This is a genomic window from Polaribacter sp. NJDZ03 (genome assembly GCF_019263805.1).
In the GTDB taxonomy this organism is placed as follows: domain Bacteria; phylum Bacteroidota; class Bacteroidia; order Flavobacteriales; family Flavobacteriaceae; genus Polaribacter.
Genome location: NZ_CP079195.1, coordinates 279,419 through 303,255, shown reverse-complemented (window position 1 = coordinate 303,255; position 23,837 = coordinate 279,419). Strand labels below are relative to the sequence as shown.

General features: G+C 30.4%; 20 protein-coding genes. 8 read left to right on the top strand and 12 right to left on the bottom strand.

What is annotated here, in order from left to right; genetic code table 11:
• Positions 1-27: 27 nt before the first annotated feature.
• A complete protein-coding gene (locus tag KV700_RS01260) occupies positions 28-1,203 on the top strand; it encodes a nitrate/nitrite transporter (RefSeq protein WP_218598783.1) in 1,176 nt (391 codons plus the stop codon).
• Positions 1,204-1,496: 293 nt separating this feature from the next.
• On the opposite strand, the gene KV700_RS01255 is transcribed toward KV700_RS01260, so the two are convergent.
• On the bottom strand, positions 1,497-2,564 hold the full coding sequence (locus KV700_RS01255) for a methyltransferase (RefSeq protein WP_166384571.1): 1,068 nt from the start codon (positions 2,562-2,564) through the stop codon (positions 1,497-1,499).
• A 330-nt stretch (positions 2,565-2,894) separates the two neighbouring features.
• Here KV700_RS01255 and KV700_RS01250 point away from each other — a divergent pair, with 330 nt between their 5' ends.
• Together KV700_RS01250 and KV700_RS01245 are read left to right on the top strand one after the other, a co-directional pair.
• Positions 2,895-5,792 carry an FAD-binding and (Fe-S)-binding domain-containing protein gene (locus KV700_RS01250; RefSeq protein ID WP_218598782.1) on the top strand — a complete coding sequence of 966 codons (2,898 nt, stop codon included), beginning with the start codon at positions 2,895-2,897 and terminating at the stop codon, positions 5,790-5,792.
• A 369-nt stretch (positions 5,793-6,161) separates the two neighbouring features.
• On the top strand, positions 6,162-7,151 hold the full coding sequence (locus tag KV700_RS01245; RefSeq protein WP_218598781.1) for an aldo/keto reductase: 990 nt from the start codon (positions 6,162-6,164) through the stop codon (positions 7,149-7,151).
• 177 nt (positions 7,152-7,328) lie between these two features.
• On the opposite strand, the gene KV700_RS01240 is transcribed toward KV700_RS01245, so the two are convergent.
• Positions 7,329-8,195 (bottom strand): OmpA family protein, encoded by an 867-nt coding sequence (locus KV700_RS01240; protein ID WP_166384565.1) that lies wholly within the window; start codon positions 8,193-8,195, stop codon positions 7,329-7,331.
• 186 nt (positions 8,196-8,381) lie between these two features.
• A complete protein-coding gene (locus tag KV700_RS01235; RefSeq protein ID WP_166384563.1) occupies positions 8,382-11,021 on the bottom strand; it encodes a valine--tRNA ligase in 2,640 nt (879 codons plus the stop codon).
• Positions 11,022-11,145: 124 nt separating this feature from the next.
• Here KV700_RS01235 and KV700_RS01230 point away from each other — a divergent pair, with 124 nt between their 5' ends.
• Positions 11,146-11,550: a DUF1573 domain-containing protein gene (locus tag KV700_RS01230; RefSeq protein WP_166384561.1), complete on the top strand. Its 405-nt coding sequence runs from the start codon at positions 11,146-11,148 to the stop codon at positions 11,548-11,550.
• Position 11,551: 1 nt separating this feature from the next.
• On the opposite strand, the gene KV700_RS01225 is transcribed toward KV700_RS01230, so the two are convergent.
• Positions 11,552-12,493 (bottom strand): PDZ domain-containing protein, encoded by a 942-nt coding sequence (locus tag KV700_RS01225; protein WP_254712952.1) that lies wholly within the window; start codon positions 12,491-12,493, stop codon positions 11,552-11,554.
• A gap of 90 nt (positions 12,494-12,583) precedes the next feature.
• Positions 12,584-12,889 carry a retropepsin-like domain-containing protein gene (locus tag KV700_RS17220; RefSeq protein ID WP_254712951.1) on the bottom strand — a complete coding sequence of 102 codons (306 nt, stop codon included), beginning with the start codon at positions 12,887-12,889 and terminating at the stop codon, positions 12,584-12,586.
• A 150-nt stretch (positions 12,890-13,039) separates the two neighbouring features.
• On the opposite strand from KV700_RS17220, the gene KV700_RS01220 reads away from it, so the two are divergent.
• From KV700_RS01220 to murB, 4 genes are all read left to right on the top strand, one after another.
• Positions 13,040-14,230, top strand: a complete 1,191-nt coding sequence (locus tag KV700_RS01220; RefSeq protein ID WP_218598780.1) for a pyridoxal phosphate-dependent aminotransferase — start codon at positions 13,040-13,042, stop codon at positions 14,228-14,230.
• A 62-nt stretch (positions 14,231-14,292) separates the two neighbouring features.
• Positions 14,293-15,756 (top strand): catalase, encoded by a 1,464-nt coding sequence (locus tag KV700_RS01215; protein WP_166384554.1) that lies wholly within the window; start codon positions 14,293-14,295, stop codon positions 15,754-15,756.
• Between the two features lie 165 nt (positions 15,757-15,921).
• Positions 15,922-16,713 carry a hypothetical protein gene (locus tag KV700_RS01210; protein ID WP_218598779.1) on the top strand — a complete coding sequence of 264 codons (792 nt, stop codon included), beginning with the start codon at positions 15,922-15,924 and terminating at the stop codon, positions 16,711-16,713.
• Positions 16,714-16,905: 192 nt separating this feature from the next.
• Entirely contained in the window at positions 16,906-17,916 is a 1,011-nt protein-coding gene (murB, locus tag KV700_RS01205) for a UDP-N-acetylmuramate dehydrogenase (RefSeq protein WP_218598778.1), read from the top strand.
• Between the two features lie 146 nt (positions 17,917-18,062).
• On the opposite strand, the gene KV700_RS01200 is transcribed toward murB, so the two are convergent.
• The 7 genes from KV700_RS01200 to KV700_RS01170 form a co-directional block, all read right to left on the bottom strand.
• A complete protein-coding gene (locus tag KV700_RS01200) occupies positions 18,063-18,737 on the bottom strand; it encodes an SCO family protein (protein WP_218598777.1) in 675 nt (224 codons plus the stop codon).
• Complete coding sequence (locus tag KV700_RS01195; protein WP_166384546.1) at positions 18,709-19,317, bottom strand: toxin-antitoxin system YwqK family antitoxin; 609 nt, start codon at positions 19,315-19,317, stop codon at positions 18,709-18,711. Before KV700_RS01195 ends, KV700_RS01200 begins: the two co-directional genes overlap by 29 nt.
• Complete coding sequence (locus KV700_RS01190; protein ID WP_218598776.1) at positions 19,304-20,080, bottom strand: YHYH protein; 777 nt, start codon at positions 20,078-20,080, stop codon at positions 19,304-19,306. Before KV700_RS01190 ends, KV700_RS01195 begins: the two co-directional genes overlap by 14 nt.
• A 68-nt stretch (positions 20,081-20,148) precedes the next feature.
• Positions 20,149-21,255 (bottom strand): YHYH protein, encoded by a 1,107-nt coding sequence (locus KV700_RS01185; RefSeq protein WP_218598775.1) that lies wholly within the window; start codon positions 21,253-21,255, stop codon positions 20,149-20,151.
• 126 nt (positions 21,256-21,381) lie between these two features.
• Entirely contained in the window at positions 21,382-22,830 is a 1,449-nt protein-coding gene (locus KV700_RS01180) for a CotH kinase family protein (RefSeq protein WP_218598774.1), read from the bottom strand.
• A gap of 32 nt (positions 22,831-22,862) precedes the next feature.
• Positions 22,863-23,177, bottom strand: coding sequence for an EF-hand domain-containing protein (locus KV700_RS01175; protein WP_218598773.1), 315 nt, complete (start codon positions 23,175-23,177; stop codon positions 22,863-22,865).
• A 169-nt stretch (positions 23,178-23,346) separates the two neighbouring features.
• Positions 23,347-23,835 carry a hypothetical protein gene (locus KV700_RS01170; protein WP_218598772.1) on the bottom strand — a complete coding sequence of 163 codons (489 nt, stop codon included), beginning with the start codon at positions 23,833-23,835 and terminating at the stop codon, positions 23,347-23,349.
• Positions 23,836-23,837: the final 2 nt, after the last annotated feature.

The window sequence follows — 23,837 nt, the reverse complement described above, 5'->3', positions numbered from 1 at the left end:
ACCTGCTTTTTGTACTTTTGCTTTTATATGAGCAAATCAAAATATATTTTACCAGTAATCATTATTTCTCAGTTTTGTTGCACCTCTTTATGGTTTGCAAGCAATGGAGTAATGACAGATTTAGTAACTAGTTTTAACTTAAGTGATATTGCTTTAGGCTATTTAACCTCTGCAGTGCAATTTGGCTTTATTATGGGTACGTTGGTATTTGCTTTGTTTACCATTGCAGATCGGTTTTCGCCATCTAAAGTGTTTTTTTTCTGTGCTATTTTAGGCGCGTTTTTTAACTTGAGACTTATTTTTGAAAATCAAACTTTTTTAACACTAATAGGAATGCGTTTTTTAACCGGGTTTTTCTTAGCAGGAATTTATCCTGTAGGGATGAAAATTGCTACAGATTATTATAACAAAGGCTTAGGTAAATCTTTAGGTTATTTAGTTGGTGCATTGGTTTTAGGTACTGCTTTACCGCATTTACTTAAAGATTTAATGCAAGATTATACATGGAAAACAATTATAGTATCCATCTCTATTTTAGCTGCTTTTGGCGGATTATTAATGTTACTTTTTGTGCCTAACGGACCTTATAGAACTGCTGGGAAAAAATTAGATATTACCATCTGTTTTTCCATTTTTAAAAACGTAAAGTTTCGAAAAGCTGCTTTTGGTTATTTCGGACACATGTGGGAACTCTATACTTTTTGGACTTTTGTGCCCATTCTTTTAAAAATCTATGAGAATTTACATGCTGATGTTTCTTTTAACATCCCTTTATTATCATTTATAATTATTGCAATTGGAAGTATATCTTGTGTAATAGGTGGTTATTTATCTGAAAAATATGGCCCAAAGAGCATTGCTTATTTAGCCTTATTTTTATCTTGTATCTGTTGCCTTATTTCTCCGTTGATGTTTCAACTAGCTAATGAAAACCTGTTTATAGCTTTTTTACTCTTCTGGGGAATGGTTGTTGTTGCAGATTCTCCATTATTTTCTACTTTAGTAGCTCAAAATGTAGCTTCAGAAAATAAAGGAACAGCGCTCACCATTGTTAATTGTATTGGTTTTGCCATTACTATTGTTAGCATTCAATTAATAAGTAACTTTAAAAGCATTACAGATTCTAATGTTATTTTTGCGCTGTTAGCTATTGGACCTATTTTGGGTTTATTCACTTTTTCTAAAAATCGTGTTAGCTCATAAGTTAAAATTATCTAGATACAATTTTGCAAAAAGCAAAATTACTTGATGTGACAACTCCACACTAAACCCAATAGCACGAACTGTCAGTTCGAGTGAAACTTCTTTTCCAGAAATTTTGTATCGAGAACATTTTGTGTCTTTTTCAGATATTACATTTATCACAAAAAATAAAGGATAGCAAAACGAATTGCTATCCTTTATTTTTATATAAACTTCCCGAAATTTAGAGAGATAAGTTAAGTATTATGATTGTAATAAATTTTCTCCCTTTGGCAGAAATTACAAATAATTATCTAAACTTTAGTCAAAACCCAAAGTTGTACTTCTTCTAAAGGAGCTTCTTTTTTGTTTCTTTTTGTTTTATCAACCGTAGGTTTAATTGTTTTCTTTAAACATTTTTCTAGTTTAAAACGAACTCCTTTAGCCAATTCTTTTTCAATAGGATTTTCTTTTGTCAGCTTTTTTATTTGAGCAGAATTAGAGAATAAAATCACTAACCTTCCATCTTCAGCTAATCTATTACTTGCTTCTGCAAAAAACTTAGGAAACAAGTTTTTATTATAATAAACAGCTTCATCTATATTTTCTTCATTAGAAATTGCAGGTAACCAAGGTGGATTAAAAACAATTAATTCGGTTTCTTTCTCTATTGTAGCAAAAAGGTTTCCGTGTTCTAACTCTATTTTACGAGACAACTTAGTCTCTCCCATAAATTCTTTTAACCCCAAAATTGCATTTGGGTTTGTATCTGTACCAAATACTTTCTGAAAACCATGTTGCACCATTTGAAAAGACAAAACTCCACTACCAATACCAACATCTATAGCAGATTTCTTCGGTCCTTCGTATCGTTTTAACCAATTATCAAATAACGTTAAATGATCGAAACGAGTAGGAAAATATGTACCTAAATAAGGATGTACTTTGTTTCTTAAAACAGGCACTTTAATTCCCTTATTATACTTTTGCCAAGCACTGTTTAGTCTTTGAACTTCTGGAAACGTTAATAAAAAATTATTTTTATTTGCATACAATTTAGAAAACCAACCAATTTTAGGTGCTTTGTCTACCACCACTTTTTGATTTTTAATTTGTAATAAAATTTGATTAGAAAGTGTATGATATTCTACACGAAATGCATGTTGCTCTTTAATTGTTTTATTTGGCAAACGGATTTTTAAATGTTTTTGCAACTCTTTTAAAAGTAACATTCCGTTGCTATAAAATTCCGTAATTAAAACAGATTTGCCTTCTCTCATCGCATAAAGCGTTTCCCTTACATCTGTATTGCTATCGAATTTTATTAGATCATCACCAGGGTGAATTGGTGTTGGTTTGTTTATTTGCAGCGCTGAACTCATTAATTTATGTGGTATTATATAGAATTGCAGATACTTAACATTTACAATTCACGATTTTAAATAATAAAATTAGAAAAAAATAGCAGCAATCTGAATACAAATTTTTGCTAAATAATATTTTGCAAAGATACTTTTTAAAACCTAGTATTATTACTATTCTTAGAATTAGCAAAAAAATTAAAATATCACTTTTTTATACTTTCAAATTAGCAGTTTTATTAACCATTTTTTATAGAATCAATAAAAATAATTAAAGAAGTTTTTTGAGATAGAAATAATGATTTTTTATTCGGATATTTGTTTCTTATTCTTACTTTTTAATAGTAAATAATGATAGACAATACTACTTTAGATAATTTAAACAACTCACTTTCTGGTGATGTTCTTTTTGATAAGTTACACAAAACATTATATGCAACAGACGCTTCTGTTTACAGGAAAATTCCATTAGCAGTAGCATTTCCAAAGGATGAAAAAGACTTAAAAACCCTAATTGCCTTTGCAACTAAAAATAAGATTACTTTAATACCTAGAACTGCCGGAACTTCTTTAGCAGGACAATGTGTTGGTGACGGACTTGTAGTAGATGTTTCTAAGCATTTTACCAATATTATTTCTTTTGATGAAAAAGCAAAAACAATTACGCTACAACCTGGTATTGTAAGAGATTCTTTAAATGTGTATTTAAAACCATTTGGTTTGTTTTTTGGTCCAAACACCTCCACCTCTAACCGTTGTATGATGGGTGGAATGGTTGGTAATAACTCCTCTGGAAGTACTTCTATAAAATATGGAGTAACACGTGATAAAGTTTTAGAAATTGATGCTGTTTTAAGTGATGGTAGCACTGCTATTTTTAAAGAAATTAGTGCTGCAGATTTTATTAAAAAAACGAAAGAAAACACACAAGAAGGAAAAATATATAAAAGTCTTTTTGATGAGCTTTCTATAACAGAAAATCAAGAAGAAATAAAGAATGAATTTCCTAAAAAAAGTATTCATAGAAGATGTACCGGTTATGCGATTGACGAGTTATTAACGTCAGACTTATTTGGCGGAACTTCACCAACCATAAACGTTGCAAAATTATTAGCAGGGAGTGAAGGTACTTTGGCTTTTTCAACGTCAATTACCTTGCAATTAGATGTGCTTCCTCCTACAGAAAGCATTATGGTTTGTACACATTTTAAAACCGTAAATGAAAGTTTAATTGCCACAGTAATTGCTATGAATCACAATTTATATAATTGTGAGTTAATGGATAAAACCATTTTAGATTGTTCTAAAAACAACAGAGAATTAGCTAAAAGTCGTTTCTTTTTAAAAGGAGATCCAGAAGCTGTTTTAATGCTAGAAGTTTCTGCAAACACTATTGAAGAAACAGAGGTTTTAGCAGATAAATTAATTGCCGATTTAGAAAAAAACAATTTCGGCTATCATCATCCTAAAGTGTACGGAGCAGATATTGCTAAAGTTCATTATTTACGTAAAGCTGGTTTAGGTGCTTTGGGTAATATTGTTGGCGATAATAAAGCGGTTGCTTGTATAGAAGATACTGCAGTTGCTTTAGAAGATTTGCCAAATTATATTGAGGAATTCACTCAAATTATGGCTAAATATAAGCAAAACGCAGTTTATTATGCACATGCTGGCGCTGGTGAATTGCATTTACGTCCGATTTTGAATTTAAAGAAAAAGGAAGACGTTGTTTTATTCAGAAAAATTACAACGGAAACTGCCGAATTAGTAAAAAAATACAAAGGTTCTTTTTCTGGTGAACATGGAGACGGAATTGTGCGTGCAGAGTTTATTCCTTTAATGATTGGTGATAAAAACTACCAGTTATTAAGACGAGTTAAAAAGGCTTTTGACCCAAACAATATTTTTAACCAAGGAAAAATTACAGATGCTTTTTCTATGGATAAAAATCTTCGATATGAAATTGATAGAGAAGAACCAGAAATTAAAACTATTCAAGATTTTTCTGATAGTGAAGGAATTCTAAAATTAGCAGAAAAATGTAATGGTACCGGAGATTGTAGAAAACCTGTAGAAGCTGGCGGAACCATGTGCCCTAGTTATAGAGCTACCAAAGACGAAAAAGACACCACAAGAGCAAGAGCAAATACGTTACGTGAATTCTTAACAAATTCCGACCAAGCAAATAAATTTAATCATAAAGAATTAAAACAAGTTTTCGATCTATGTTTAAGCTGTAAAGCATGTGCATCAGAATGCCCAAGTAATGTAGATATTGCTACAATGAAAGCAGAGTTTTTATATCAATATCAAGAAACAAACGGGTATTCTTTTAGAAATAAAATGTTTGCAAATAATGCGAAATATAATAAATTAGGAAGTATAGCACCTTCTATCACTAACTTTTTTACCAATTCTACACTAGCTAAAAAGGTTTTAGGAGTTGCGGTAGAACGTTCAGTTCCTAAATTAGCGAATCAAACTTTAGAAAGTTGGTTAAAGAAACATCACCCAAAAACATCTAAAAAAGCAGTTTATTTATTTAATGATGAATTTACCAATTTTTACGATTCAGAAATTGGACAAGATGCTGTTATTGTATTAGAGAAATTAGGCTACGAAGTAAAAACCGTAAAACATGATGAAAGCGGTAGAAGTCATATTTCTAAAGGATTTTTAAAAGAAGCAAAAGCCATTTGTAATAATAATGTTGCAATTTTTAAAGATCTTGTTACAGATAAAACTCCTTTAATAGGAATAGAACCCTCTGCAATTTTAGGATTTAGAGATGAGTATATTCGTTTAGCTGATGATAAAGCATCCGCAGAAAAAATAGCGAAAAATAGTTTTACATTCGAAGAGTTCTTAGCCAAAGAATTAGAAAAAGGAAATATTGATACTTCTTTATTTACAAAGGAGTCTAAGACTTTAAAAATACATGGACATTGTCATCAAAAAGCATTGTCTAGCACGCAAGCTAGTTTTCAAATTTTAAATATTCCAGAAAATTATAAAGTAACCATTATTAGTTCTGGTTGTTGCGGAATGGCAGGTTCTTTTGGTTATGAAAAAGAACATTATAAGGTTTCTATGCAAGTTGGTGAAGATACCTTATTTCCAAAAATTAGAAATTGTAGTTCAGATACTGAAATTGCTGCTGCAGGAACAAGTTGTAGACATCAAATTTTTGATGGTACAAAACGCATCGCAAAACATCCAGTTACGTTATTAAGAGAAGCTCTTATCTAGTATTCAGTTTTCAGTGGCCGTTTGCAGTAAAAAAGCCGGTTTAAGTATTACAAATTGAATTCGTTATATTTGTATAAATAACTAGTAATCAGTTATATTATTATTTATACTTTGCTCAATACAAGCTTTATCGAATACTTCTTTTTAACAACTGAATATCCTTCGACAAGCTCAGGAGGACATTTTGAATTTTAATTGTTTTACGACATTATAAAATTCATTTGATATTAGAAAACATAAAAAGAAGACCCAAGGTAATTAAGTAAAATTTAAAAGATATATAACGGAAATATATGAAAAGCAATGATTGTAAAATCGTTGCTTTTTTGTTACTTTGAAAATAGAATTCGACCCTAAATATTAATAATCATGGCAAAATACAAAGCAGATTCAGAGAGGTACAATAAAATGAACTATAGAAGAACAGGAAATAGCGGTTTGCTGTTACCTGAACTTTCTTTAGGTTTATGGCATAACTTTGGTAAAAATGACGATTTTGACAATGCCAGAAATTTATTAAAATGTGCGTTCGATAACGGAATTACGCATTTTGATTTGGCCAACAACTACGGACCTCCTTATGGTTCTGCTGAAAAAACTTTTGGAAAAACCTTAAAAAAAGATTTCAAAAAGTACAGAGATGAATTGATTATTTCATCAAAGGCTGGTTATGATATGTGGGAAGGTCCTTATGGGAATTTTGGTTCTAAAAAATATTTAATTTCTAGTTTAGACCAAAGTCTACTAAGAATGAATTTAGAGTATGTTGATATATTTTATCATCATAGACCAGATCCAGATACACCATTAGAAGAAACTATGGGAGCTTTAGATTTAATTGTAAGACAAGGTAAAGCGTTGTATGTTGGCTTATCTAATTACAAACCTAAAGAAGCAGAAAAAGCCTTTAAAATATTAAAAGACTTAGGAACTCCATGTTTAATTCACCAACCAAGATATAGTTTATTTGACCGTTGGATAGAAGATGGACTTTTAGGTTTATTAGGAAATTCTGGAGTTGGAGCCATTTGCTTTTCTCCATTAGCACAAGGAATGTTAACGGATAAATATATTAACGGATTGCCAAAAGATTCAAGAGCTGTAAAAGATGGACGCTATTTAAAAACAGATAAAGTGATGGAAATGCTTCCAAAAATTAAAGCCTTAAATGAAGTTGCTAAAAGCAGAAATCAGAATTTAGCACAAATGGCAATTTCTTGGATTTTAAAAGATGATAGAATTACATCTGTTCTAATTGGGGCTAGTAAAACCGAACAAATTTTAGACAGTGTAAAAGCTACTGAAAATACTGTTTTTTCTGATGAGGAACTGACTAGAATTAATTCCATTTTAGCGTAAAATAAAATGATAAAAGCTTCTTTAAGTTTTATAAATCTAAAGGGCTCTTTTTTTATTATCTACCAACAAAAGTAGATTATTTATTACATAAAAAAAGCTCCTTTAACAAGGAGCTTTTCACTTTTTAATACTGCACTCTTCCTTTTCCTAAACTCTTCCTTTTTCATACAATTTTTATTATTCAGAAAGTTGATCATCTGCAAGTAAAGCAAAGAATTTATCTAAATTTGGTAAAATTACAATTCTAGTTCTTCTGTTTTTTGCTCTATTAGCATTTGTAGTATTTTCTACTAAAGGCATAGTAGAACCTCTACCTGCAGCAATCAATCTACTCCCCTCAATATTATATTTACTTTCTAAAAGACGTACAATAGATGTTGCTCTTTTTACACTTAAATCCCAATTGTCTTGTACAGTTACATTGTTAATCGTTCTAGAATCTGTATGTCCTTCAATCATAACATCCATACTTGGTTCAGATTTTATAACTGCTGCTAATTTTTCAATTAAATTATAAGCACCACTTTTTACCTTATAACTTGCTGTGTTGAATAATAATTTATCCGAAACAGAAATCATAACTACAGTTTGATCTATATCAATATTTAAATCATCAGAATCTGATAAATCAGAAGTACTAATTTTATTCTTTAAGTTATAAGCAATAGCAAGGTTTAAAGAATCTTTTAATGTTTTTGCACCAGAAAGTAATGTTGGATCTACTTTAGATAAAGTTGCTCTCATTCTCTCTCTCGTTTTATTAGAGATAACTGCTGTTTTACCAACCATGTCTAACTTTACATCATTCGCATCTTGTAAACTAGAATTATCACTTTTTAAAGAATTAATTTTTTCATTATAATCCGCTACTCTATTCTCAATTTTAGCAAATTTCCCCTCTAATGCTTCTTTTTCTAAAGTAGTTTTTTGAAGATTTCCTTTTGTATTAATATACTGGTTTTCTAAAGTAACATACTTTTTTTTAGAAACACAAGATGTTGCTAACAAAGAAATTGCTACAACAGGAATAATAAATTTTTTCATAATTAATTAGTTTAAATGATATAACCTTTAGCGGTTATTTTGTTATTTAAAAGTTACTACTATCAATAAAACAACTCAATTTATAAATACCCTACCTTAAAAAGGTGTTTTTTTAAACTAAAAATTAAAAAAGTCCATAAAAACTTAATTTTCATGGACTTATAATATTAAAAAAATATAAAATTTTTATTGTAACGAACTCAAACTACTTTTAATCGTTTCAATTTTAGCAACGGTATCTGCTTCTTTTTTACGTTCTAAAGCCAACACTTGTTCTGGTGCATTAGACACAAAACGCTCGTTAGACAATTTCTTTGTAATACCAAATAAGAAACCTTGGGCTCTTTTAAGCTCTCCTTCTAATTTTTTAATTTCTGCTTCTACATCTATATTTTCTATAGAAATTGGTACAAAGTATTCATTAGATTTAACTCTAAACGAAGCGCCTTCTACCTTTTCTGAAACGTAGTTTATAACCGATGTATTTGTTAATTTCTGAATAACAGCATCAAATTGTTTTGTGCTTTTATCATTATCAATTACAAATAACTCAATGGCATCTTTAAAAGAAATGTTCTTATCTTTTCTGATGGTTCTAATTCCTGATACAACTCCGGTTGCAAATTCAAAATCTTCTATAATTTTTGCATCAAAATCTTTAATTACAGGATATTTTGCAATAATTAACGCTTCTTCTGGTGTTCTGTCTGTAATATATTGCCAAATATCTTCCGATAAAAATGGCATAAACGGATGCAATACTTTTAAGTTATTTTCTAAAACTTCTATAATAGCATCAAACGTAGTTTTATCTATTGGTTGTTGGTAAGCAGGCTTAACAATCTCTAATAACCATGAAGAAAAATCATCATTAATTAGTTTATAAATTGCCATTAAAGCATCAGACAAACGGTATTTAGAGAAATGGTCTTCTATTTCTGCCAACGTTTTTTGAAACTTAGCTTCATACCATTCTAAACCAATTTTAGAAGTTTCTGGTTGTGGTAAACTTGCGTCTACTTCCCAACCTTTTATCAAACGGAAAGCATTCCAAATTTTATTTGCAAATCCTTTTCCTTGCTGACATAAATCTTCCTCAAACATTAAATCGTTTCCGGCAGCAGAACTTAATAAAAGTCCAACTCGTACTCCATCTGCTCCATAATCTTCAATTAACTTTAAAGCATCCGGAGAGTTCCCTAAAGATTTAGACATTTTACGTCTTTGTTTATCTCTAACTAATCCTGTTAAATAAACATTATTAAAAGGCTTTTCATCTTTATATTCATATCCTGCAACAATCATTCTTGCTACCCAGAAAAATAAAATATCTGGTCCGGTAACTAAATCGTTTGTTGGGTAATAGTATTTAATTTCTTCGTTTTCTGGATTTCTAATTCCGTCGAAAACAGACATTGGCCATAACCAAGAAGAAAACCAAGTATCTAGTGCATCTTCATCTTGACGAAGATCTTCTATTTTAAATGAAGCATCAACTACGTTCTTAGAAATTGCTAATTTATATGCCTCTTCCCTATTCTCTGCTACTACAAAATCTTCTTTTCCGTCTCCGTAGAAATAAGCCGGAATTTGTTGTCCCCACCAAAGTTGACGAGAAATATTCCAATCACGCACATTTTCCATCCAATGACGGTAGGTGTTTTCAAATTTCTTTGGATATAAGTTGATTTCTGCATCTTCACCCAAAACTGCATCAATTGCAGGTTGTGCAAGATCTTTCATCTTTAAAAACCATTGATCTGACAATCTTGGCTCTATAACAGCTTTTGTTCTTTCTGATGTTCCTACTTTATTTGTATGAACTTCAGTTTTCACTAAAATACCTTTTTCTTCTAATTCTTGAGCAATTTCTTTTCTTACTACAAAACGGTCTTTACCTTGATAATGTAATCCGAAAGAATTTAAAGAAGCATCATCATTAAAAATATCAATTACTTCTAATTTATGCTTGTCTCCTAAATTCTTATCATTTTCATCGTGTGCAGGCGTCACTTTTAAACAACCTGTACCAAATTCTAAATCTACATATTCATCCTCTATAATAGGAATTACTCTGTTAGATAAAGGTACAATTGCTTTCTTGCCTTTTAAATGCGTAAAACGTTCGTCATTTGGGTTGATACAAATTGCCGTATCTCCAAAAATAGTTTCTGGCCTTGTAGTTGCAATGGTTAAAGTATCCTCAGATCCTTCAATTTTATATTTTAAGTAATACAAGTTTCCTTGTCTTTCTTCGTGAATTACTTCTTCATCAGAAAGTGTTGTTTTTGCTTCCGGATCCCAATTTACCATTCTGTAACCTCTATAAATTAAACCTTTGTTGTATAAATCAACAAAAACTTTTATTACAGATTCAGACATTTCTGGATCCATGGTAAATGCAGTTCTTTCCCAATCACAAGAAGCACCTAGTTTTTTTAATTGTTCTAAAATAATACCTCCGTATTCATCTTTCCAATCAAAAGCATGTTGTAAAAATTCTTCACGTGTTAAATCGCTTTTTTTAATTCCTTGCTCTTTTAACTTGGCAACCACTTTTGCTTCTGTAGCAATAGAAGCATGATCTGTACCAGGAACCCAACATGCATTTTTACCTAATAAACGCGCACGTCTAATTAATACATCTTGAATTGTATTATTTAACATGTGCCCCATGTGTAAAACGCCTGTTACGTTTGGTGGCGGAATTACAATTGTATAAGGCTCTCTTTCGTCTGGCGTAGAATGAAAATAGTTATTTTTCATCCAGTAGTCGTACCATTTACCTTCTACTTGGCTTGCATCATATTTAGATGGAATTGTCATACTTTGGTATCGTTTTTGATATATAGTTTGCAAAAATACAAAACTCTAATTTGTCGAGAAAATTAGTAGTAGATTTTTTAAAACAAATTATTAGTCATAAATTTACGGTATAAAATATTAAAATATGAAAGCTTTCGGAACATTATTAGTAATCTTCTTTATTTCTTTGTCTATAAACGCTCAAGAATTTAAGTTTGAAAAAGAGACCATTAACTATGGAAAAATTGAAAAAGGATCTGACAGAGAAAGAGTCTTTGTTTTTTCTAATATTGGTGATGAACCAATAGTTATTAGTAGAATTCAATCTTCTTGTGGTTGTACAATTCCTAAAAAGCCAGAAGCACCAATAATGCCAGGAGAAAAAGGAGAAATTAAAGTATCTTATGATACCAATAGACTTGGTGGTTTCTCTAAATCTATTACAGTTTTTTCTAATGCAAAAGAAGGAAATAAAGTAATTAGAATTAAAGGGATGGTAACAAAAGAACTTTCTTTAGAAAAAGAAAAAAGTATCTTAACAGATATTTAAACTATATTTTTTTTAGTAAACGAAATTCGAATTTCATTTTTACGCCATTGCGTTTAATTGTAATTCGAATTTTCTTTTTATCTCTTTCTTGAAATTTATGAGTAATATCTTCTATCTTTAATTCATGCGCTAGTTTGCCATTTATTTTAAGAATAATATCACCTTTTAAGATACCTGCTTTTTCAGCTGCTGAGTTTTTTAACACATGACGGATAACAAAAGATGGTTTAAAATTAAAAGAATAACTAGTTACAAATGCAACCGAATTTCTGTTTAATTCTTCTTTACCATAAACACTGGTAAACTTTTCTAAAACTTCTTCTTTTACCAATTCTTTTCCATTATAAACAACATCTAACCCACTCATATTATAATTAAAGCCAGCAGAAAGAGAGCCATTCTTTTTTAAAGTGATTTTTTTATGCGGATAATCAATCCAAACTTTAAACCTACTTAAAACACCACCACCAACACTACCATTTCTTGCTTTAAATTTTCTAGCATTATGTTTAGATGCCGAATCTAAAAAAGAAACCGTTGGGTTGTTAATTACAAACCTACCTAGTTTAAATTCTGGTACTCTACTTCTATTACCAAAAATAGGTCCGCTTAAACCTTCGCCTAAAATATCATTAAAAAAACGTTTGGGTGTTCTAATCGATTTCTTAGAGTTTTCGAAAAGCCATACAGCATCACTTCCTCCAGAATCTACCAATAATTTTACCGCTGTAAATGTATCTCCAATAGTATCTAAAAGAACCTCCGCATTAATATATGGCTTTTTACGGTAAAACTTAAACGGAATAGTTTCGCATTTTTTACACTTTCTGTATGTAAACGTTTTGGGATTGTAAAAGTGAATCCTTTTTGACTTATAGTTAATTTTTACAATTACATTTTTTAATAAACTATGCCCAATAATACCATGAATGGTAGTCCCCATTTTACTTGATAAATCAAAATAATCATTTAAAACAACATAAATAGTTTCATTAGTACTTACTAAGTTCTTTATTTTAAATGTATTCTTTTTTTAGATTAAAGCATCTACCGCATCACCATTACCTAAACCACGTAATTTAACATTTCTAGTATTTAATAAGCTAATACTATCATTTTCAAATAAATTAAATAAAATGGTTTTATTAACTCCTGTATCTAAAATAAAAGACAATTCCTTCCCATTAATTTCTAGAGGTATTACAATTAGGTTGTTAATTAATCTAAATTTAATTTGTTGTCGATACTTATTCCCTTCATTAAAAGTAAAACCCACCTGAGCATTAATTGTTAATGAAAATAAAAATGAGCATAGAATAAGAGCATATTTTTTTATCAAGTTGCCTGTTTTTAGAACATATACAATATACAACTTAAGTTTTTAACGTTAAAAAACACACAATCATCAACCTACAAAGTTTCTTTAATATACTCTATTAAATAAAATATATTTCGGAAATTTGCATATACAAATATTTAAAACATAATTATGCCTGCAATATCTAAGAAAGGATTAAAAATGCCAGAATCGCCAATTAGAAAATTGGTACCATATGCTGAAGATGCAAAAAAAAGAGGTGTTAAAGTATTCCATTTAAATATAGGTCAACCAGATATTAAAACACCACAAGTTGCTTTAGATGCTGTAAAAAACAATGACATACAAACATTAGCGTATGCACGTTCCGAAGGTTCTGAAGAATATAGAAATAAACTAGTTTCTTATTATAAAAAACATAATGTTAACGTAACTGCAGACAATATTGTAGTAACAACTGGTGGTTCTGAAGCCTTGCTTTTTACTATTGGAAGTATTACAGACCCGGGTGATGAAATTATTATCCCTGAGCCTTTTTACGCTAATTACAATGGCTTTTCTACTGCTTCTGGAGTTACAGTTGTTCCTGTAATTTCTAAAATTGAAAACAATTTTGCATTGCCAAAAATTGAAGAGTTTGAGAAATTAATCACCAAGAAAACCAAAGCAATATTAATTTGTAACCCAGGTAATCCTACCGGATACTTATACTCAAAAGAAGAGATTCAGAAATTAAAAGAAATTGTTTTAAAACACGATTTATTTTTAATTGCCGATGAAGTGTATAGAGAATTCACTTACGATGGTTTAGAGCATACTTCTGTAATGGCTTTAGATGGTTTAGAGCAAAACTCTATTGTAATAGATTCTGTTTCTAAGCGTTATAGTATGTGTGGTGCAAGAATTGGATGCATTGTTTCTAAAAATGAAGACTTTATAAAAACCGCTATTAAATTTGCACAAGCACGTTTAAGTCCGCCAACATATGCATTAATTGCCAGTGAAGCTGCTTTAGATACACCTCAACAATATTTTGATGATGTAAAAGAAGAATATGTAGACAGAAGAAACACTTTAATTAAAGAATTAAACAAAATTGAAGGCGTAAAAGTAGCCAACCCAAAAGGTGCTTTTTACTGTGTTGCAGAATTACCTGTAAAAGATTCAGATCATTTTGCAAAATGGTTATTAGAAGACTATAATTTGAATAACGAAACGGTTATGGTAGCCCCTGCAAGTGGTTTCTATTCTACCGAAGGTGAAGGAAAAAATCAAATTAGAATGGCGTACGTTTTAAATAAAGTAGATTTAATTAGATCTGTAGAAATTTTAGGTGAAGCTTTAAAAGTATATAAAGATTAGTTATAGTAAGACTTATAAAACATTAAAAAACCAAATAAAGTTTATATTATAAAATAACTATTATGAAAGATGAAAAGAAAAAACTAACTTCTGTCTCAGGAAGACCTATTGCAGAAAATCAGAATGTAAAAACTGCCGGAAAAAGAGGTCCTATGCTGTTAGAAGATTATTGGTTTCTAGAAAAATTAGCTCATTTTGACAGGGAAGTAATTCCGGAAAGAAGAATGCATGCTAAAGGTTCTGGAGCCTTTGGATCATTCACTGTTACACATGATATTACCAAATATACAAAGGCAAAAATATTTTCTGAAATTGGTAAAAAAACAGAAATGTTTGCCCGTTTTTCTACAGTTGCCGGAGAAAGAGGTGCTGCTGATGCAGAAAGAGATATTAGAGGTTTTGCCATGAAATTTTATACAGAAGAAGGAAATTGGGATTTAGCTGGAAATAATACGCCAGTTTTCTTCCTAAAGGATCCATATAAATTTCCAGACCTTAATAAAGCTGTAAAACGTGACCCTAAAACAAATTTAAGAAGTGCAAACCATAATTGGGATTTTTGGACTTTATTACCTGAGGCGCTGCATCAAGTTACAATTACAATGAGTGAAAGGGGAATTCCAAAATCATTTAGACATATGAATGGTTATGGAAGCCACACCTTTAGTTTTTTAAATGCTGCTAATGAACGCTCTTGGGTAAAGTTTCATTTTAAAACTGCACAGGGAATTCAAAATTTAACAGATGCAGAAGCAGAAGCTATTGTTGGTAAAGACAGAGAAAGTAATCAACGAGATTTATTTGATTCTATTGAAAATGGAGATTTTCCAAAATGGAATTTAAAAATACAAATAATGCCAGAAGCAGATGCTAAAAACTATCGCTTCAATCCTTTTGATCTTACAAAAGTATGGCCTCATGAAGACTATCCATTAATGGATGTTGGTGTTATGGAATTGAATAGAAATCCAGAAAATTACTTTGCAGATGTAGAGCAAGTAGCATTTAACCCTGCTAATGTGGTTCCCGGAATTGGTTTTTCTCCAGATAAAATGTTACAAGGTCGTTTGTTCTCTTACGGAGATGCACAACGTTATAGATTAGGTGTTAATCATTATCAAATTCCTGTAAATAAACCAAAATGTCCGTTTCATAACGCACATAGAGATGGAGCAATGCGTGTAGATGGCAATGAAGGATCTACCATACATTATGAGCCAAATAGTTATGGGCAATGGGCAGAAAGCAAAGAGTTTGCAGAACCTGCAAGTCCTTTAGATGGTGAAGCTTTTCATTATGATCATAGAGAAGATGATGATTATTATACGCAACCAGGAAATTTATTTAGAATGATGACTGCAGAACAACAACAAGTTTTATTTGAGAATACAGCGCGTCAAGTTGGTGGTGCAGAAAAATTTATTCAAGAAAGACATATTGGTAATTGCTACAAAGCAGACCCTAATTATGGAATTGGAATTGCAAAAGCATTAGGTATAAACCCAGCTGATTTAGATTTATCTTAAACAGAATAGGCTTACAATAAAAAGTATCGTTAATGGCGGTTTTAGTCTTAATTTTAACACTTTAGCATGTATTAAGTCAAGCGCTAAAGAGAAAGTTAAATACAGAGGAATCCGCCACTAACCATACACAAATGGTTGTAAAACATTTGATAAAATTAACAAACAATGAGAAATATTTTAAGTTTAGTGCTATTAATTAGCATTTTTTCGTGTAAAAATTCTGAAAAAGAAAATAATCAGAATCAAAAAGAAACTGAGTTAACTCAGCAAGAAAAGAACCTGGAATCTAAAACTACAGAGCTTGAAGTAAGTGAGCAAGTATTAGCACTTAATGCAGAAGTTAAGAACAACGTTATTCATTGTGAAAATGAAAAGTTCTCTATTAAAGTAGACAACCTTAAAAATGGAGATTTAAGATACACTTCTTGGGATAAGCCAAGATCTACTTCTAACAAACCAGACCTTGTTCTTTATGACGGAAAAGTTGAACAACAAGGAACTAGTGGAGGATATCATTATGTATTTAAAAGTGGTGAATGGAAGTATATCATTGAGAATAACTTAATAGGAGAAACAAAGGAATCAATGGGAGTTTTTTTAAAACTACTTAAAGATGGAGAACAGAAAGGGTATTCTAAAATGAATGATTTGACCATAAAAAAGAATTATGATCTTAAAACTTACACAAATAAAGAACTAATAGGAAACTGGTCTACGCCACATTATGCGGTTAGAAAAGTAACTTTTTTTGAGAACGGAACATTTTTATTTGAAAATGGAGATGGAGATGGAGATGGAGAAAATCTAAAAGGAAAATTTGAGCTGAATGACAAATCTGTAAGCTTAAATTTCGATAGTGGTCTTAAGAAAGTATTAAAAATTGGACGAGGAAAAGAAAACACAAGTTTTACTTTAATTGGCGAAGGAGAAAACTTTGTTAAAAAATGGAAAAAATAAAAAGGTTTTACACTAACTAGTATAATTAATTACTGGTTTTAGTAAACTTAAAGAAAGTCTTCATGGACTTTCTTTAAGTTTTACCAACAATAATTGCTCTTGTAAAGGTTTTAAAGAGTGAATTTAAAGGAAAAACATAGAATACCGCTTCGTTAACAAAGAATTCCGTTTAAAGCAACATAAATATTAATTGTGAATATTCAAGAAAATACATCCTTAAAAAATTACAATACATTTGGCATTTCTGTATATGCTAAACGTTTTATTTCTATTGATTCTGTCTATCAATTACAACAACTTTTAAAGGTTGAAAAAGACCTTTTTTTAATTTCTGGAGGAAGTAATATGTTACTGACAAAAGATATTGAAAAACTAGTAGTACATATAGATATTAAAGGTATTTCTATTGACAATGAAAATGAAAATGCTGCTTATATTACCGTAAATGCTGGCGAAAATTGGCATGAATTTGTGTTGTGGTGCGTTTCTGAAAATTATGGCGGAATAGAAAACTTGTCTTTGATTCCGGGGAATGTGGGCACCTGCCCTATTCAGAATATTGGTGCTTATGGTGTGGAAGTAAAAGACACCATTACAAAAGTGGAAGCATTAGATATTGAAACTGGTAGATTGGTTCAGTTTTCTAATGAGGACTGTAATTTTGGCTACAGGAATTCTATTTTTAAAAATGAAGTAAAAGGAAAATATATTATTACTTCGGTTAGTTTTAAACTGACTAAAAAAGACCATAACTTAAACTCTTCTTATGGTGCTATTAATACAGAATTAACATCTAAAAATATTATAAAACCCACTTTAAAAGATATTTCTGATGCTGTAATTGCTATTAGAAAATCGAAGCTTCCAGATCCGAAGGAAATAGGTAACAGTGGTAGTTTTTTTAAAAACCCTGTAATTGCAACTACGCAATTTTTAGAGTTGCAAAAAGATTTCCCAACGATACCAAGCTATAAAATATCGGATACAGAAGTAAAAGTGCCTGCTGGTTGGTTAATAGAACAAGCTGGCTTTAAAGGAAAACGTTTTGGTAATTACGGTGTGCATGAAAAACAAGCCTTAGTATTGGTAAATTATGGAGATGCTACTGGAAACGAAATTTATCAGCTTGCTGAAAAAATAAAAGAAACCATCTTTAAAAAGTTTGGTATCGCTTTAGAAATTGAAGTGAATATTATTACATAAAAAAGAAACTGTCTCAAAAACAGCCTTTTTATCAATCTTAATTTATTTCAGCCCCTTATAAGTACTAAAAAGCAATAGATTAAGATGCTGAAATGAGTTCCGAATGACAAGCTATATTTTTTAAAATAGTCTCTTTTTTTTTAAAATTACTGCTCTAATTGCAGCGTTTTAATATCAGCAATTAATTGTTTTACAGAATTTTTATTTAAACCGTTATAAATACCTCTAATGTGTTTTTGCTTATCGATAAGAATAAAGTTCTCAGTATGTAAAAAATCATCGATTCCTTTTGGTTCTCCTAAGTCTTCTTCAACAAAATAAGACTGTCTACCTAAATCGTAAATTTCTTTTTTATCACCTGTAACCAAATGCCAATTCTCACCAATATTTTTATCTATTGCATATTTTTTTAATTGCGCTACAGAATCGATAGAAGGAGTTACTGAATGAGATAACATTAAAACACTAGTATCATCTTTAAAAGCATCTTGTACAAGTGTCATGTTTTTTGTCATCATTGGGCAAATACCCGGACAAGTTGTAAAGAAAAAATCTGTTACATAAATTTTACCTTCAAATGTTTTTTGAGTGATATTTTCTCCATTTTGATCTGTTAAACTAAATTCTGGAATGGTGTGAAAAGATTTTAATTCATCACTATTAGCATCTATCCATTTTGGAGTAAAAGATGCTTCATTATAATAAGGCAAAGTATCTACTCTACTTAAAACGGTTTCTTTATTTGTGTTCTTACAACTGATTGTGGTTACTATAATCAATAATAAAAAAAATCTACTTACTATTTTCTTCAACTTTTTCATCTTTTAATTGGTAACATAAATTTGCTCTTTGTAAGCCAAAAGTTCTTCCGTTTTTAGCTTCATAATTAATATAAATTTTCCCGTTTTGCAACCAAGCTTGTTGCAAACCATTTTCTTTTCCGTCTGTTAAATTTTTCCGTTTCGCTAATTGCCCGTTTATAAACCATGTTTTTTGAATTCCATGTTTTTTTCCGTTTACATAATTAGACTCTAAATAAATATTTCCATTCTTAAAATAATGCAACTTTAAACCATGCAATTTATTTTGAACATAATGTGCTTCCATTTTTATAGTTCCATCATCAAAATATTTAAACATTTCCCCTTGCCTTTTTCCATTAAAAAAACCAGTTTTTTCAGATAAAACTTCATTCTTATTATAAGTAATAGCATAGCCATTAAAAGGTTGGTCTTTATAAAACCATTGTCCTTTTAAAGGATTCAATTTTACTTGCTCTTTAGGTATCAAAATGTTTACAATCTCTTTAGTATTTATAATAGATATGTTTTTGGTAGTTTGATTTTTACAACTACCAAAAACACATATAAATACTAAAAAAATATATTTATCTAATTGCATTAGGTGTTCCTTTATATGGGCCAGGAAAAACAAGATATCTTCCTGTTGTTGTATATAATTCGTTAATAATATGATAATGATATTCTGCTGTTGTTGTATGTTGTGTTGTACTTGTATGACCGCCAGAAGTATCTAAATCTGTTGGATATGTTCCTGTTGAGTTACATTTTCTTCCATAGATAAAAAAACCATCAGAAATAATACCATTTAATTTATCATCGTCATCAGAAAAAGCTAAAGGCTCTAAATGATAGTGATAATCTGTTGGGCCAATATGTGCACCCGAATAATCTAAACTTCCTGCTGCAGCATCTAAAGCACCATTTCCTTCTTGATCATTATAAAGATAAGCACCACTTACAGCAATACCAATTGCACCTAATTGTGTTGCTGTTGTTGCACTTGCTAAACTAGCATTTTGAGAGACCGTTAAAGTACTTGAATTATCTCTGTTAGAAGTATCAATTCTAGTTGGTGTCATTTGAGCTTCACTTGTAACTGTTGGTGCTATATATAATGGGTGACTTTCGCTCCAATAAGGAGTTTTGTGATTTGGTAAACCTGTAGTTTCTATTACTACATTTGATCCTGAAAGATAAATTGTTGTTTCGTTTTCATCAAAATCTGCAAAGGCATTATGTAATGTTCCTGTTGTTTCTTCTTGTTCTTCTTCTCCTACAACTTCATCATCTGAGCTACAAGAAACGATTCCTGTAAAAAGTATTGCTAAAAGTACTGTGGTTTTAATAAATTGATTTTTCATTTTTTAATGGTTTTTTAGTGTTTTATATTTAGATGCTTAATTAAAACAAAACTTGCGTTTTATTTTAATTAATTGTGTTTAGGCACTCTTTGTCCTTGTCTTTGCCCTACATTTCCTAATTCTTCTTTGGTTAAAAAGCCATCCTTATTTTTATCTATACGATCAAAATTTTCACTTAGAGGTCCTTTTGCTTCGGCTTTACTTACTTTACTATCTTTATTAGTATCCATCATTTTTAAAATTTCGTAAAAACTTGGTTTCCCTCCTTGTTGTTGATCTCTTGATGGTCCTTTACGCTCTTGCTGAGTAACTTCTCCCATTAAACATCTACTTACATAAGGAAATTCATTGGTAACTAAATACATATATTTTCCGTCAATGGCTATTCCGTTACATTCATCTAAATCTCCTGAATTTGCTACATATTCGAAGTCAGCACCAAAAGTTCCATCATGATGCCCACCAACAGAAATATCTATCGTTTCTTTTGGGTTTTTATAAGCACAATCTTCACCTTCTCTTGTGCCGTCTAATAATTTAAAACTTGGTTTATACTTTCCGCTTTTAGAATAATACATAGGAAAACCATCGTGTGCAAAACCAATATGGACTAAATCTTTGCCAGTATCAAATTTCTCAATAACAGAAGTTGGTGTTCCGTGATAATGATATGCGCCTGTTGGTTGTACATGCGCATGATTAGAATCTAAACCTAAGTCTATTAAAGCTTGTAAAGCTTCAACTCTATAATTTTCGCCAGTTTCACAAACTACAACTTCTGCAGTTCCTGGTTCAAACTTAACACCATTTAAAGCAACTCCTGGTTCTCTAACCCAAGTAGATTTTCCTGTATACTTTGGATTTATTGGAAATGTATACGTTCTATTTTGTGCAGAAATTGTATTCGGGTTTCCAGAATTTGGGAACTCGCCAGTTTTATGGTTTGGTAAAGCATTTGTTACCATTTTACGTTCCGATGCTTTTACAGTAACAATTGTTTTTGTTCCGTAAGTTTTATCTACTAAACTATACGAATCAAAATAATTGTTTTTTTCATGCACATGTGCTTCCACATTTTCATCATGACTATGAGCGTGAGTTTCTTTATTTTTTTGACTTTTACAACTAACAAACAAACCGCTTACTAGTATTGCAATAAAATATTTCTTTATCATTTTAATAAGTTTATAAAAGTTTAGATGTTTTTTTTTTGATAAAACTTGCGTTTAATATTTTATAAGAAAAAAGCTTCGCAATTTCTTACGAAGCCTTCAATCAATCGAACTCAAATTTTTAATTTATTAATCTAAATAATTTTCTACAGCAGTTTTTCTACTTGTAACATGACTTTTTAACTGGTTAACAGCAGTTTGAAATTCTGAACTATTATTTAAAAAAGTATAACCACTTATTTCTGAAGTTGCATGTTCTTCAATTAGTGAAGCATACGTGCTGTATAAATTTTGAATAGTAGTTTCATTAAATGCTCCTTCAACTACTTCTTTTACATACACATCGTATTTTGCTTTGTAAACTTCATCTTGATATAAATAACCTATTAATGGCCATTGTGCTGCATTTAATCCAGAGAAATCTAATGGTAAAGAACCGCCTTGTTTACCTTCTTGCAATGCTTCATTATTATCCCAAGGAATCCAAGTTAATTTACTTGTTGTAGGATCATTGTACATAAAATAATTATGTGTCATTCTACCATAAGTATCCCAGTTTTGTACCACAGTGTTTACAGCCAAATACTTTAAAAAGATATCTGTATTAAAAACAGCCTCTAAGCTTGTTCTCCAAGTTGCCGCATCTGTAGTTCTAGTTTCATCGTGTAAAATGGTTAATAAACTCTGTACATCAGAAAAATCTGCTTCATCCCCATTATTTTTCTTCACATATTCATCTTCATCAAAAGTAGCATTTGCAAAAGAAGCTGCATCTCCATCTGGTTTGTATAAATTTCCTTCATCCGAAGAAAATTGCGTATCTAAAACAGTATCATCTACTTCTTCTACCAAGGTATACAACCCAAAATATTGTGGGCCATCTCCGTAATCTACATATACAGTGTAAAAAGCAGTATGAGATGCTGCTAAACCTGCATTTCTAAACACATCTGTAGCTACTTTTTCTCTTAACATAGATTTGTCATCGTAATTATTTTTAAGGCTTAATTTTTTAAACCCATAAAAACGTTGATTTTTTATTTGTGGATACTCATCTTCAAATTCATCAAAATCTAATTTGAATGATAATTTTAAAATACCTGCTTGCCAACTAGATTGTAAACTAGAATTCCCTTTAAAACGCAAACCAACTCTATACCATTCTTTACCTTCATAAAACACTTCTCCAGGAACAAAAATAGGATCTATATCTGCAGTTGTAGCTCCTCCTCCTGGTTGTTGCCCACCAGCTCCTCCAGAACCACCTTGTCCGCCAGAACTAGCGTTAAAGGTTCCGTAATTTACGGCCATATCATCTAACATATTTTGCCAGCGTTCTGTTGTTATTACTAAATCTAACCTTTTTACAATATTGTCTTCAAAGACTTCGTTAAAATTTGCATCAGCATCTTTACTATGCGTTTCGGGAGTCCAATCGGTAGCATCAAAATCAGTGTCGTCTATTGCTACTATAATTTCCTCATCCACTTTAACTTCTTCTGTAATATCATTACTTGTACACGAAAAAATACTGGTTAGTATAAATGTTGATAAAAATATGTATCTAAAATTTCTCATTATCGTTCGTTTAATCAGCTTTTATTATTTTTTTAGTTTCTTGGTCTTTGTTGTCCACTTGGTTTTGGTGCTTTCTTCAATTCCTCTTTAGAAATATAACCATCTTCATTTGCGTCTATAGTAGAAAAACTTTTAGACAAAGGTCCTTTTGCTTCACTTTTAGATATTTTACCATCTTTATTAGCATCCATTTGTGTGAAAATAGTTTCTAAATTTGGACGATCACCGCCTCTCTTTTGTTCTGATCGTACTGTTTTTTCTGTTGTTGCTTCTGATGATGATTTACAAGAAATTACTAGAGTTGAAATAGTAAATAATGCTGCTATAATAAAGTGGTTACGTTTCATAAAATATAGTATTTAAAGTTTTTAATATTTTTAAACTAGAGATTTCTTCTCTGTTTTAACTTTAGATGTTCTTTATTTATAAAACTTGTGTACGTTAACTTTACTTTAACAAAAAAGCCTTATTAACTAAATAATAAGGCTTTTTTTAAATTGATTAAATCAATAAATTTTATCTTGGAGGTGGCGGCATACCTTCTCTTCTTGGAGGAGGATTTCTACCATCTCTTGGCGGTGCGCCTTCTCCTGCTCTTAAAGCTCTTTTTAAAATTTTATCAAACTTTTTTGTTTGCTCAACAGTACACAAAGTTCTTACACTTTTAAAAAAACGATAAACTTCTGCATCTTTTTTTGCTGATAAAACACCTATTTTACTTGTTAATGAATCTATATTAATAGCTGATTTATTAAAAGAATTAAATAAAATATCTTTTTGATTTCTAGTTTCTTCTTCTAAAATTCTCATAAAATATCTATGAGTTTTATCTAATTCTATAAATTTTTCGGTTTGAGAGTCCGTAAAATTTAATTGCGTAGTTAAGAAATTATTTTTCTGATGATCTCTTTGATTTTCATGAGGTTTCTTTACCAACATAAAAATTAATACGCCATTTAAAAGTATTAATAAAAACAATAAAATAGGAAGTAATTTTGATTTCATAT

Excerpts from the sequence above, each read along its gene's own strand:
- KV700_RS01260 (WP_218598783.1), top strand. The coding sequence starts at position 28 with ATGAGCAAATCAAAATATATTTTACCAGTAATCATTATTTCTCAGTTT.
- KV700_RS01255 (WP_166384571.1), bottom strand. The coding sequence starts at position 2,564 with ATGAGTTCAGCGCTGCAAATAAACAAACCAACACCAATTCACCCTGGT.
- KV700_RS01250 (WP_218598782.1), top strand. The coding sequence starts at position 2,895 with ATGATAGACAATACTACTTTAGATAATTTAAACAACTCACTTTCTGGT.
- KV700_RS01245 (WP_218598781.1), top strand. The coding sequence starts at position 6,162 with ATGGCAAAATACAAAGCAGATTCAGAGAGGTACAATAAAATGAACTAT.
- KV700_RS01240 (WP_166384565.1), bottom strand. The coding sequence starts at position 8,195 with ATGAAAAAATTTATTATTCCTGTTGTAGCAATTTCTTTGTTAGCAACA.
- KV700_RS01235 (WP_166384563.1), bottom strand. The coding sequence starts at position 11,021 with ATGACAATTCCATCTAAATATGATGCAAGCCAAGTAGAAGGTAAATGG.
- KV700_RS01230 (WP_166384561.1), top strand. The coding sequence starts at position 11,146 with ATGAAAGCTTTCGGAACATTATTAGTAATCTTCTTTATTTCTTTGTCT.
- KV700_RS01225 (WP_254712952.1), bottom strand. The coding sequence starts at position 12,493 with ATGGGGACTACCATTCATGGTATTATTGGGCATAGTTTATTAAAAAAT.
- KV700_RS01220 (WP_218598780.1), top strand. The coding sequence starts at position 13,040 with ATGCCTGCAATATCTAAGAAAGGATTAAAAATGCCAGAATCGCCAATT.
- KV700_RS01215 (WP_166384554.1), top strand. The coding sequence starts at position 14,293 with ATGAAAGATGAAAAGAAAAAACTAACTTCTGTCTCAGGAAGACCTATT.
- KV700_RS01210 (WP_218598779.1), top strand. The coding sequence starts at position 15,922 with ATGAGAAATATTTTAAGTTTAGTGCTATTAATTAGCATTTTTTCGTGT.
- KV700_RS01200 (WP_218598777.1), bottom strand. The coding sequence starts at position 18,737 with ATGAAAAAGTTGAAGAAAATAGTAAGTAGATTTTTTTTATTATTGATT.
- KV700_RS01195 (WP_166384546.1), bottom strand. The coding sequence starts at position 19,317 with ATGCAATTAGATAAATATATTTTTTTAGTATTTATATGTGTTTTTGGT.
- KV700_RS01190 (WP_218598776.1), bottom strand. The coding sequence starts at position 20,080 with ATGAAAAATCAATTTATTAAAACCACAGTACTTTTAGCAATACTTTTT.
- KV700_RS01185 (WP_218598775.1), bottom strand. The coding sequence starts at position 21,255 with ATGATAAAGAAATATTTTATTGCAATACTAGTAAGCGGTTTGTTTGTT.
- KV700_RS01180 (WP_218598774.1), bottom strand. The coding sequence starts at position 22,830 with ATGAGAAATTTTAGATACATATTTTTATCAACATTTATACTAACCAGT.
- KV700_RS01175 (WP_218598773.1), bottom strand. The coding sequence starts at position 23,177 with ATGAAACGTAACCACTTTATTATAGCAGCATTATTTACTATTTCAACT.
- KV700_RS01170 (WP_218598772.1), bottom strand. The coding sequence starts at position 23,835 with ATGAAATCAAAATTACTTCCTATTTTATTGTTTTTATTAATACTTTTA.